The sequence below is a fragment of the Anabaena sp. UHCC 0204 genome, from assembly GCF_009711975.1.
Taxonomy (GTDB): domain Bacteria; phylum Cyanobacteriota; class Cyanobacteriia; order Cyanobacteriales; family Nostocaceae; genus Dolichospermum.
In genome coordinates, this window is the sequence record NZ_VIKW01000004.1 from 127,062 (window position 1) to 140,181 (window position 13,120).

At 30.3% G+C, this 13,120-nt stretch carries 7 protein-coding genes; all 7 read right to left on the bottom strand.

Annotation, left to right across the window (positions count from 1 at the left end):
* Positions 1-178: 178 nt before the first annotated feature.
* A complete protein-coding gene (brxL, locus tag FJR04_RS04920; RefSeq protein ID WP_168492333.1) occupies positions 179-1,615 on the bottom strand; it encodes a BREX system Lon protease-like protein BrxL in 1,437 nt (478 codons plus the stop codon).
* Entirely contained in the window at positions 1,605-3,821 is a 2,217-nt protein-coding gene (locus FJR04_RS04925) for a PglZ domain-containing protein (RefSeq protein WP_168492335.1), read from the bottom strand. Before FJR04_RS04925 ends, brxL begins: the two co-directional genes overlap by 11 nt.
* Entirely contained in the window at positions 3,814-8,511 is a 4,698-nt protein-coding gene (locus FJR04_RS04930; protein ID WP_168492336.1) for a hypothetical protein, read from the bottom strand. Before FJR04_RS04930 ends, FJR04_RS04925 begins: the two co-directional genes overlap by 8 nt.
* 64 nt (positions 8,512-8,575) lie before the next feature.
* Complete coding sequence (locus FJR04_RS04935; RefSeq protein WP_168492338.1) at positions 8,576-9,013, bottom strand: hypothetical protein; 438 nt, start codon at positions 9,011-9,013, stop codon at positions 8,576-8,578.
* Positions 8,997-9,830, bottom strand: a complete 834-nt coding sequence (locus FJR04_RS04940) for a DUF4007 family protein (RefSeq protein ID WP_168492340.1) — start codon at positions 9,828-9,830, stop codon at positions 8,997-8,999. Before FJR04_RS04940 ends, FJR04_RS04935 begins: the two co-directional genes overlap by 17 nt.
* Positions 9,831-10,090: 260 nt before the next feature.
* Positions 10,091-11,287: a 1-deoxy-D-xylulose-5-phosphate reductoisomerase gene (locus tag FJR04_RS04945; RefSeq protein WP_168492342.1), complete on the bottom strand. Its 1,197-nt coding sequence runs from the start codon at positions 11,285-11,287 to the stop codon at positions 10,091-10,093.
* Between the two features lie 48 nt (positions 11,288-11,335).
* Positions 11,336-12,829, bottom strand: coding sequence for a mannosyltransferase (locus tag FJR04_RS04950; RefSeq protein WP_168492344.1), 1,494 nt, complete (start codon positions 12,827-12,829; stop codon positions 11,336-11,338).
* Between the last annotated feature and the right edge of the window lie 291 nt (positions 12,830-13,120).

Consider the following 13,120-nt stretch of genomic DNA (forward strand, 5'->3'; position numbering starts at 1 on the left):
CTTTATTAAGAAATTTTTACAGACATATAGGACTAATATTTGATTTTTGTATCCCTTGCTGCGAACCCATTAAGATACTTAGGTAAGTTAGCAATGCCTTAGTCTAAAGTTAATCAAGTTTACTGAAAATATACCCATAATTTGATGAAAATTGGCTTTTATATTTAAATTAATAAAATCATTTGACATCAACATAAATATCTTTTTCAGATTGCTTAAATTCATCATCTAGGTTATAGAGTAAATTTCTAATTTGTTGACGAAGTTCTCTAGCAGGTTCTAAACAATCACGTTGATAATCTTGTAAAGTTAATTCAAGATGAGGATAAAGTAATTTTAAAAATCCTGATGCTGTTTTGAGAATTGCTTGTTGATCTCTAATGGTAGTATGATCATCAAATTGAGTATGTTGTTGAACATATTGGTAAAAACTACCATCTTTCCTTAAAGATAATAATGCTTCCCCAAAAAAGTCCATTTTTAAACCGATTTGATTAGCAATCATCTCCCTTTTAAATTTAGGAATTTCCCAACCAGGTAAAATACCAGCAAAACGATCTAAAAAAGCTGTTTCCGAGAAAAATTTAGGTAACTTAGCCATTAAATTATATTTATCTTTAGGACGTTGATATTCATCAAGTTCAATGTTACCTAATAACACCAAGGAACAATCACTAGCAATATCAGCAAATCCTGAACGGTTGTAACGTCCGTTAGCAAGATAAGTTTTTAACGGTCCAATAATTTCATCAGGATTGTCAAATGTTAAACTTTGAATTTCATCTAAAACAACTACATCATAACGTCCTAATAAACCAACTTCTTTAGTTTTTCCATTAATAAATAATTGTGAAGGAGTTACTTTTCCTCCACTAATAACAGAAACTTTATTATTAATGTTTTCATAAACAAAACTTTTTCCTGTTCCTTTAGGTGCTAGTTCTATGATGTGATAATTAGGTTCAACTAAGGGAATTAAACGAGTTAACATCCAGGTTTTTGAGCGATAATTATAATTTGGATGTTCGGGATTAAAACCCATTGAACAAAACATCAAATTTCGCCATTGTTCTGTGGTAAATTCAGAACGATATTCAGCATAAGTTTTCAGGTTAACTTCAGAACACTGAAAAGGATCAAAATCAATAATTGAGACTTGAGAATTACCATATCTTAAAGTAATCTTACCCCATACTCCTTGTCTAAGTAGCATCTGATAACGTTCGACAATATCTGTAGAAATTTCACAATCTGAGAAATTCAAAACAGGAATATTCGCTAATGGTTCAGGTATTTGTTTAGAGTTTGATTCCAATTTTATTCTTACTTGAAGTAGTGCGATTAATTTATATATTTCTCCTTGTTGTGTGAGTTTAAATTTAATAACTTCTTGATCATCTTTTCTAGGAAATGCTTTTTGGACAAAATTATTAATTTTTTCTAATTCTAAATTATCTAAAATTCCCATTCCCGGAACGATTTTATCTAGTAACCATTCACCCACAAAACTAGGAATACCTAAAGTGGTTAGTCCACTTGATGGTAAACGTTTTTTATCAATACTTAATGATTGAAATATTTGAGTGATTAAATCATTGTCGTAATTAAAAGTCATCTAAATCACCTTGAAAACCGCTACTAAAGATTTGTTGAATGCTAATGAATGATTCTGAATCAATATTTGATTCTCCTGAATGATTATTAGCAAAAAGAAAAGTTAATTTACCGGATAATTTAATAGTTGTTTCATTCTTGTGTGGTGGTAATTCTGGATATTCACTAATAAATATTTTATGAGTAATTTTATCATGAGGTTTAATAGTAATATCTAAGATTTTTCCTGTTTTAAATTCTCGTAATTCATTAATATATAAAGAAAGATGCGTTAAGGATGCTAAATTATGATTATGAATAGTAATTATTAATTCTCCTGGTTGTTTAGGTTTACCTTCTCCACTACAAGTTACTATAACTGGATAACGTTTTAATGATTTACTTAAAACTGAAAATCCTACTACAACTTCTTCGGGAAATAATCCCCCATGAGAACCAATAATTTCTTTATCTTTTGTATAAAAAAACGCACTAATACAATCGGAATTTCTCACAATACTAATATCATGGGGAAGTCCAAAACGTCTAGCTTCAAGAACTACAAAACGAGGATCATCAGTTTTACCAATTCCCATTCTACCTTTTGATTTTAATTCTGCTGGACAATTAGATAATTTTTGTACTTCTCCCATCATTTGTCCATGATCACTAGCAATAACAATTTTTAATTCTTCCGAACTGTTATATTCTTCTAAGTAGTGCTGAATGTTTCTAGCAATTCCTTCTAAACGATTGACCCTTTCTACTTTATATAGAGTGTTCCAATCTTTTTCTTGATGATAAAGTTCATCTAATTGATCAGTATCCCAGCAATAAATTTGATATTTATTTTCTTTTAAATCTTGATTTAACTCATGTTTATTATTATCTGTATAACGATTTCCTGATTTTACCATAGAAAAACCGTCTTTTGCATTAGGTGTCCAAGACGAATGTTCCGGTAAAAGTTGAGAATAAAGACTCCATTTTGCATATTCAGTCTTAGTAGGGAGAATACTAAAATAAGGTTTCATATCTGTTTCTAGTGAAAGTTGATTATTCTTAGTTAAAATTGCAATTAGTTGCTGATGATCTAACCATCCTAAACCATCAACAACTATCCAAAGAATAGGATTGTCTTTAGCTAATTCTTGAACTTGAAATGCTACACTATAATTCAAACATGAATTTTCTACATTATCAATTTTTAATTCTGGGTAATATTTTACTATCCAGTTAACAAAACTATCTGCTAATTGTTCGCTAATTTGTTGTTCTCTAGGAGTATCGTTAATTGTTGTCTCCCAACGTCTAAAGGGTAAATAAGATTCTGTTACCCATTTTAAAGTATCTTCAGGAGTCGCATTAATGGATAAGGGTAAAGGTTGAAGTGGAGGTAGTTTTTGCTCTAATTGAGATTTTTCTATGTTACTTAAATATAAACTAATTTTACTAATTCTTTCTTGAGTTATCCAAATTGGTTGTTTTAATAAAAAATCATAAGCAATGGAAGCAATTATTTTATTACCAGGTTCTTGATGTAAAATCAAATTATCTAAAATTTTAGCTTCTGTTTGATAAATTTTTTGTTCCCAAAAGTTTCTAAATTCCTCTAAACAAGAATTAGGAATATTTAGAGGATATTTACCTAGTATATTAATAAAATTCAAATCTATAGTTAAACCTAACCAATTCTTTAAAAGTTGATTTTTATTCTCAGTTTGATAATAACTAAGTAAATGATCATGATTATGATTTTGACTAATTTGATATTTCCAAACATCCTCAAATATTTGATAGTCTTGGGGAACTTGAACACATAACCATTCAGCTAAATGTTTTATTGATAGTTGATTAATTAACCAAAAATTTTCTTCAGTATTAGTTATATCAGCTAATAAAGATTCAAGAGGATGATTTGAAGCATAATTATCAAGCTGAGTAGCTAATTTTAAAATATACTGATCATCACAATTACAGGGGATAGATAAAGGATCAAGTATAGCTGCTAATTTTGGACGTGGGTGTTGTTTTTTCTCAATTACTAAATCTGATTTTTTCCATACTCTTAACCATTCTTCTGTCCAATTACAAAGGGTTTTACCTTTAATCCAATAATTATCATGTTCAAGGGTGAAATATTGTACCCATTCTACTTCTGTAGTGATAACAATATAGTCAGAAAGAGGTTGATATAAGCCAGTAGGATCTAATATAATTTTACTCATTAATATCCTCTTGTATAGATAAATATTCTTTTAATTTTAAATATAAATCTTGTTGTCTTTCAGGAGAAAGTTGTGTAAATAAACTAATAATTTGATTCTCTTGACTGTCATTTTGTATATTTTGGCATTGATTTTTAATTGTTTCTAATAATTCTTTATCTGAATTACTTAAATAATCAATATTTATATTTTGAGTATTATTAATGTTTTTAAGTAATTCATCAATTAAGTTGAGTTTTTTATCTTCTGTTTCTTGATCAATTTGATTAAATTCTTTTTGTAATTTATCTAACCATAATTTAGTATCAATTTGATATTGAGTTTCAATGGCTTTAATTTTTCGTTCTAGTTTAGATTTACTTTGGTCATATTTAACTTGTAAATTAGGAGTATCATTTTTAATGATTTTGTACCATTCTGTTAACTGTTGTATTTGATTCTGATAAGTTTCAATTGTATTATATTGCGATGATTGAGTAATTTGGAATAACTGTCTTAAAGCATCAATTTCTTGCTGTAATTGCTGGCAAGTTAGATAATGCTTAGAGTCTTGAAAAAATAACTCTAATTTAGCCAACTTAGTATAAAGCTGGTTTAATTCTTGATTAGTTCTAACTTCAGCTAAATTTTCTGTCAATTCCTCAAGTTCTTTTATATAGCTAGAAACTTTATTATTGATAGAATTAGTTAGCTGTTCAATTTCTGTATAAAATCGCTCAGAAAAGTTAAGCTGAAGGTGTAAAGTAGCTATTTCTTCAATTCCTTGCTCACATAAGATAATAGTATTTAAGAATTTTGGATTTTTTTGACGTAGTGCATCCATAATTTTATTATCTTGTTGCTGCTTTCGACTGTCAAATTCTTCTTGATTTTGAATTTCTAAAATAATTGGATTTAATTGTTCTAATATTTGTTTAACTTTTTGAGCAGATTTAGGTTGAGTAAACCGATTTTGTTGCTGACTAACTTCTTGAGATAATTGAAGAGCTTCAGTTTTAGTGATATCTGTTAATCTTTCTGCCCAAATTTTAAGATTTATGTCTAAATTATTTAGTTGAGTTTCAATATCTTTAATTATTCCCTGATAAAGCTTGTGCTGTTTGACAATTTCAAGATTATTCGCTAAGTTTTTTATTTCACTAATAGCTTTAATATAATCATCTTGACTAGCATTACTACTAAGAGATTTATAGAAAAGTTCAACTTTCTCTAAACTGTTTTTTATCTCAGCTTGATGTTTAATTTCAGCAAATTTTCTCGTAGCAACATCAAGAGAATAGTTTAATGTGTGAATTAAATTATGAGTAGGTGAAAAAATATCAGTTATTTGTTTAATTGCTGCTTCAATATCACTTTGATAACGCCCATATTCTTCTTCTGTTTGTAAAGATTCTGATTTTTCACTTAAATCAATAATTATTTCTTCAATTTTATCCAGAACAATTTGTAAAGCATCATTTTGACGTTGGCGTTGCTTTTGAGCAGGATTAACTACAATATTATCAGATTGATTCGATTGAGTAAGATTAATTATTTTAGATAATTTTTGTTGAAGACGAGGATAGATTTCAGTTAAACTTTTTAGCTCAATTTCATCTCCATTGTTAAATAAGTTTTCTGTCTCTTCTACGGCTTTAAACCAATTATTTATTTTCTCAATTTCGCTTAAAATTTGTTTTCTTTTTGGTTGAATTTCTTGTACTTTGGATTGATCTGGATCACCGGAATTAATAAAATTATCAATGTCGGAGATTAATTCTTTAGCTTGATTATAACTTAATATTGGTTCTATTTTAGGACAAGCAATAGCTCGAAGCCGAATTAATTGAGGATTTGTATTTGAGCCTAAAATCCATTTGTTAACAAAATCTTTGGGTTTATCAAATACATTAGTTTCTACCCAATCTTTAATTGCTTTTTCTTCAATATAGGACGGATTTTTTTTCTTAATTAACCCAAAAGTTCCTTTTAAAATTACTTCACTCCGATGATAAACTATCCATGCAGAAAACAGCATGGTAAATGTATATTCATTATATCCAAAAGGTGGCGCAGATAATTCTTGCCAAATTTTAGAAATCAGAACATATTTTTTAGCTTTATCTCCCAAAGCTGTTAATTGATCTATTTTGTCCCATGCTTCTCTGACATTTTTATTAGTAGGAATTTGGACTGAATATTTTTGTAAAGTAGTTTTAAATAAGCCCCAATTATTGAGAAATACTTGATCAACTAAAGTATTATAAGATTGATTAGGAAATTTATTAGAATTAAGATCATCTTCTAGTAAACGGTTAGCAGTATAACCAATTATTGTACTTCCTGAAGGACTTTTTAAAGCCATTTTATCATTTTTAGCAATTGGAGGAACAAAGCGATACAGTTGTTGTAAAAGATGACTAACAATGCTTTGATGATTTTTTTGTTGATGAGTAGTTAATTCTTCTAATCTGATGCAATAATAGTTACAATTATTAGGAGCAATTATTTGTTTAATTTCTCTTTCAAGTTTCTGTTGTATTTGCTTAGTTAGTTGTGTGAAAGCTGTTCCTGAATCTTGTTTTTCTATTGTACTTTTTCTTCGCATAATATCTATCATTAATAAATCTTGACAAATATTATTAACTGGTTGTTCAGGAATGGCTACAACAATAGATTCCTTATTTCTTGAAGTGGATAATAGTTCATTAATTTCATAACGAAAGCTTTGTAATTCTTCAAGAGTATCTGATAAAATATAAGCAAAAATTCCTTTTCCTGTTATATTATCTAAAGTTTTATAACCATTTAATACTTGTTGTTTAAAATCAGGAATATTATAAAACTTATACTCAAAAAACCATTCATCATTAAGTAACTGATTCTCATTAATGAAATGAGTTCCATTTATATTTATACTGTTTAAATAAGTTTCGATTTTCTCATTACAATGTTTGACAGCTAAATTAACAGATATTCTGTCAGATTGTTTACTCGCTTCTTCTTCTATTTCTTGCCGAACTTCTAGTAAATTACTACCAGAATAAAAACGATAAGTATTATCTCCTGTATTATGATGAATAACTTGTTTTTGTTGATCTAATTTATCTAAAGTCTCCTTAGTTTCTTTTAAAGACAGACCTGTTAATTCACTAATAATAACATCATGTTTTTCTGATTCAGGTTTATAAAGTTTATTTTGACTAACATAAAATAGAAAAAGTCCTTTTAAAACTGCAATTTCGTTTTCTGTAGCTGATGCTGATATAGTATCATAAGCTTTTTTATATTCTGAATAGTGACGAGAAAATTCAGTATGAGAAAATTCAGAAAAAGCATCAACTAATGAAATAGCATGAAGATAATTTAATTTACTATTTTTTTCAACGAATTGAGAATTAATAAACTTTTTTACATCTTCTTTTATATATTGAATTGCCGTGCGTCCTTGGGTAAAATCTAAGTTACAAAGTAAATAGCTATTAAGGGGATGAAGGGGAAAACAACCTAGAGTAATATTTATTTGAAAATCTTGTAATGTCCACTGTCTTTCACGATAAATACTAATTCTGTGTTCATGAGAATTTCTACTATCAGCTAATAGAGTATCCCTCCATGTTTGAAAAAATTGATTCCATGAATCAGTATTAATTTGTTGTTCTAATAATCCTTTAATTACTAATTCTAAACTAGAAACAGGTTCATAAGTGCTTTCAGCAATTTCTAAACGAGAAACTAGTTTGTTATAATCATCCGCTGATTGGCTAGGAATAGATTTTGAAGGACGAATTTGGGTAAAACAAACTAAAGCGATTTTCCCTTTATTATTCTCACAAACTTTAGTAATACTTTGTAACGACGCTCCTCCGGCAGCACTTGAATCTGTTGCCCATGATTTAAGATAATAATTAAGTTCATCAAATAAAATTAAAATTCCTGAATATTTGGCAGCATCTCCTGAACATAACTTATTAATTAATTCTTGTAAAATTGTCTCAATACTTAAATCTGTTTCAAAATCGATAGAAAACCCATTGTTTAATTCACTACTTATTTCTTTGACAATAAAAATAATTTTATAGTTGTCTTCTTCTAATAACTCAATAATACTGTTTACATCTCTTTGATGGCTGTGCAATTCTAAATAATCATTAGCAATTTTCTTTTGATTTTCTGTTAATTGCTTTAAATATTTAAGTGGCTTTTCACAAAGTTGTTGTGCTAAATAATTAGTAATTCCTTCTATTTCTAAAGTTTGACGTAAAGATCGTAAAAACATTTGTCTTAAATCTGTTCCTAAATCTCCACTAATACAAATTACTAAATGTTGCTTATTGCGTCTTTTGTAAGCTTTTAAATCTTCTACTAGATTATTTCCTGATGCAATTTTAATTTGATTTAATATTCCTTCAACTTCAGCAGTATCTAGTAGTAATTTAAAGTAATTAGCTGTAACTAAAGCAAAATGAGATTTTCCCTTACCATAATCTTGTACAAATAAATGAATATTAGGTTGATTTTGACTATGATAACTCTTACAAATTGCATCAAGCACACCTAATGTAAAAGCTTTGGGATTAATCGTATCATAATTAAAAACAAATCCTTCACACAAACGTAAATTTTTATCAGGATTAGCCATCATATTAAAATCAACAGCATTAGCTACCATTCCTGATTCATTAACTTTTACAATTTCTCTAATTTTCATAGTTTTTAACTCTTTTTTATTGAAATTTTTCTCTTGTTTGGTTGTAATTTATTTTAATTGTCAACTAATGGTCAACTTTTTGAAAGCGGTTTATATTCCAAGTAGGGGGATTTAGTTTAGTAGGTAAAATAATCCATAAAATACTTTGTAAATGTCTCATATTTGCTAAATTATTCCAAAATAAACTAAGAGGAGATTGAGGATAGCTGTAAAGATAAGTGATTAAAATATCCATATCTTTCAACAACACAATTGGTTTAGTAGTGTCTGTAGAAAATTTTTTAATCTCCTCTAATTCTTGCCCTAATTTATCTTGAAAACTTAAAAACTTTTGCTGAGGTTTAATTCTACTTAGTAAGTTATCTCTATAACTTATAAGTTGAGCATTATTGTTAAATAAAATTTGTTGAATTTCTAAACCGTTAGGGTTATCCCACAATAGTAAATGAGGAGAATCAGTTGGTTTAGCATCTTTAAGATAGAGATTATTTATTGTTAACATAAGCTTTCTCCAATAAAGTTAAAGGATTATCCCAACGACGGATAATTTGATAAGGTGAAACTGTGCGTCTTTGTTCAATAATTCCTAAAGATTCCATCCTATTCAGATGGTCTTGTAAAGTTTCAGATTGAATACCTAAAACAGGGATAATTCCCATCTTTTGAGAAAAAATATCATCAGTTAATACAGAAGTTTCCTGACTAAAATCTCGTTCCCACAGTTTAGCTAGGAAATAACCTATCAAATAGGTATTAGGAAGCTTAGAATTCCCTATTTTATATGTATCTGTTTTGATTTCTTGGATAAATTGACAATTAGCTAATGCTTGTTGTTCAACATAAGCTCTTAAAACATACTTGAGTCTTTCAGGAATGACTTTATCTGGTTCTTCAAATATAGGAATACTATTTTGAAATAAATCATTTTTACTAAAAGTTGAATTTTCTGGTAAAAAAGTATAAATAAAATAAGTCCAACCTCCCCATTCAGCAGGATTTTCTGGGATTTTATTTAAACCCTGATTACCAAAACTTAAATAAAAGTGCATGAACCAATCAGTAGTAATTGATTTTAAATAAGGATCATGTTTTAAAATTATTTTTCCTTCTGGACTTAAATAATTATCTTTAACTAAACCTGCTCTAATTGCCCAACTTTTAATTTTGCCAACTTTGGCATTACCTAAGCCTGTTTTTGTCATCAGATTTGGTAAAGTATCTTTTAAGCCTTCCTTTTCAGAAGCAGCATCAAGTATTCTCTTAATTTCTTCTTTTTTGAGAGAAAAATTACCGTTGAAATGCAGTTGCATTTTAGCCATAGTCTATCAAGTATTGAATAATATGAACTTTTCAGTGATTTTACTTAAAAAAATCAATTGCACTCTAAAAACCGCTCTTTGGCTTTGACTGAGGTTGTAATATTCCCAGACAGATGTGAGTGCTTATGCTGATTTGATTATAGTGTATATAATAACATTCTACTAGTTGAATATTCTATTTTTTATGATAATTTACATTATTTAAAAAAAAATAATCCTACACTGCACCTGATAGGATGAGTGTAAGATTATTGTGATGTTTACCCTACAGAAATTATCTGTGGCTGAGTTGCTACCTTTTCCATAGCTGTGAAAACTTCTTTTCTAGCCCATTTATCTGCTGCTAAGATGTCATCTAAAGAGGGATTTTGTTTGTTATCATTTTGATGGCGATCGCACACAAATTCAATACACTTCGCAATATCCAAATAGTGAATTTTCTCTTCTAAAAATAAAGCCACAGCTTGCTCATTTGCCGCATTCAAAACCGCCGGCATAGAACCACCAGCCCGACCCGCAGCATAAGCCAAACCCATACAAGGATATTTTTGATGATCTGGTTCACGGAAAGTTAAATCACCAGATTTCACTAAATTCAATCTTTCCCAATTAGTGTAAATTCGCTCTGGCCAAGATAACGCATAAAGCAAAGGTAAACGCATATCTGGCCAACCCAGTTGAGCTAAAACCGAAGTATCTTGTAATTCTATTAAAGAGTGAATAATACTTTGAGGATGAATGACAATTTCGATGTTGTCATAATCTACTCCAAATAAATAATGAGCCTCAATTACTTCCAAACCTTTATTCATCAAAGTCGCCGAATCTACAGTGATTTTTCGCCCCATTGACCAATTAGGGTGTTTAATAGCATCAGCAACTTTCACTTCTGGTAACTTTTCCACAGGCCAATCTCGAAAAGCCCCACCAGAAGCCGTGAGTAATATCTTTCTCAAACCATCTTTAGGAACACCTTGCAGACATTGAAAAATCGCTGAATGTTCGGAGTCTGCGGGTAATAGTTTCACTCCGTGTTTTTTCACCAAAGGTAACACCACAGGAGCGCCGGCAATGATAGTTTCTTTATTTGCTAAAGCTATATCCTTACCCGCTTCAATGGCAGCAATCGTTGGTAATAAACCCGCACAACCAACAATGCCAGTTACAACGGACTGAGCATCACCATAACGCGCAACTTCGATCACTCCTGCTTCCCCAGCGAGTAAAATGGGTTGAGGATAGAGGTCTTTAATAGCTTCTTTGAGTTCTGGTAATTTGTCCGCAGCAGAAATAGCCGCAATTTGGGGACTAAACTGGCGAATTTGCGCCGCGAATAACTCCACATTCCGTCCCGCAGCTAATCCGACAATTCGGAACTTATCAGGGTGTTCAGCGACAATATCTAAGGTTTGAGTACCAATTGAGCCAGTAGAACCAAGGAGAGTAATAGCTTTCACAATTTTTTAATAATTAACGCTAATTTTAAATATAAATTGCTGAGGCTACTAATTTCCTGATTTTTTGAGAACAGAATTAATATCACGCTCTATAATTGGGCTACAAGTACCCGGACGCTTATAAATACAAGTTCCTTGCCAACATTTTTGCAAAGTATAGTTTTGATATGGAAATGGTATGGAACGATTACCAATAATGTAGTTAAAACCTGCTTTTAACTCTGCAAAATCTGCTGCTTCTTCTACTGGATATATAGGAACATTCTGATGTAAATAGGTATAGCCTCCTGATAAAGCCCAATGAATACCCCAAAGCCCAAGTCCGCAAATACTATTTGCTTTACTTAAACTTTGTAAAGCTAGTAAATTATTAGTTGCACCATATAAATGTGTATCTTCTAAATTAGTACCAAAAGTAGAAAAAGTCAACGGATTATAAATATTGAAGCGGCTCAATAAAGCCACAGAAGTAGAAGTCCAAACTAAAAGACAAAGTAATATAGTGATTAGTAATTTTGGGATTGAATTCCATCTGCGAGATAAACTTAAAACTAATTCTCCAGTACCAAGCCCTGCTAATATCATCAGCATTGGTAATGCTGGATAAATAAAGCGATATTCTTTATGAGCCAGTAAACTATGGGACAAAATAATAACTAATACCAACCATCCTAGAATCGGGCTACGACGTAAACCTATAATAGCCAGAATTAAGATAGGTATAGAGAACCAAGACCAACTTTTCAGCAAGAAAATAAAATATTCATACCAAGGAGAAATTCCATAAAGTTTACTTCTACCTTCTACAACATTCACCCAAATGTTTAACCAAAAAGATTGAAAAGGATAAGACCAAGTAAAAGCATCAACAGTACCAAAGATAAGTATAGGGACTATCATCCCTGCTATCATTGGCAACCATTTTTGCCGCCAATCTTTTCTACAAATATAGATAACTGCAAAGCCAATAAGTGGTAGAAAATGTATTCTTAATGCTAATGCTATTCCTAAAAAGCAGCCTGCTAAAAATAACCGCTTTCGTAGTTGAAAATGGTTTCCGAAGATTCCTAAATAGACACCAGGTAAAAATAAATGAGTTGCTATAACTTCGGTAAAAGCTTTAGGACTAAAATAAACTAGTTCAAACCAAATAGTACAAATTCCCGCGCAAATAAAAGCTGTAATTATTCCGCCTATCTTTTTTCCCCATAAATAAGCTACTAAGATATTACTGAGAGAAAGTAGAGATAAAAAGATATTAATTCCTAGTAAGTATCCATAAGAACCTTCTCCTAGCCAAGCAGTAAGACGTATGATACCTGCGAGAATTCCTGGTAATACCCAAGAACGAATCCCGTCTCTAAATTCCCACGTCACTATCCCATTACCAAAAACAAGTCGGTGTGCAGGTTCTTGAGTTTGGAAAATCTCATCAGCCCAAAATATATTGGGAAATTTTAAAGCTACACCAACACGAAGTATTAATGCGAATATAATCAGTATTCCCAATAATAAATTATCTATTTTTAACTGGCGATTCATTGCAATTCTAGGTTAAAAAAATTATAGCGGTTTTCAAATTAGCAAACTGTAGGGGTGTAGTGTCTGCGGCTTTTTTGTATGGTATCAGACAGATAACAGCTATATTATATGAGTTACTCTACAATTACTTTATCTTCTAAGTAGGTGGGCGTTAAAAATTGTCGTTGGGGCAAGGGAACAGGGAATAGGGAACAGGGAACAGGGAACAGGAAGAGAGTTTTGGGCGATTTTACTTTTCTTCACATACCTTTAATTTTTTCTGTTCACCTACTTAATAGTAGTCGCTGTTTC

Coding starts and splice junctions, on each gene's coding strand:
- brxL (WP_168492333.1), bottom strand. CDS start 1,615: ATGACTTTTAATTACGACAATGATTTAATCACTCAAATATTTCAATCA.
- FJR04_RS04925 (WP_168492335.1), bottom strand. CDS start 3,821: ATGAGTAAAATTATATTAGATCCTACTGGCTTATATCAACCTCTTTCT.
- FJR04_RS04930 (WP_168492336.1), bottom strand. CDS start 8,511: ATGAAAATTAGAGAAATTGTAAAAGTTAATGAATCAGGAATGGTAGCT.
- FJR04_RS04935 (WP_168492338.1), bottom strand. CDS start 9,013: ATGTTAACAATAAATAATCTCTATCTTAAAGATGCTAAACCAACTGAT.
- FJR04_RS04940 (WP_168492340.1), bottom strand. CDS start 9,830: ATGGCTAAAATGCAACTGCATTTCAACGGTAATTTTTCTCTCAAAAAA.
- FJR04_RS04950 (WP_168492344.1), bottom strand. CDS start 12,829: ATGAATCGCCAGTTAAAAATAGATAATTTATTATTGGGAATACTGATT.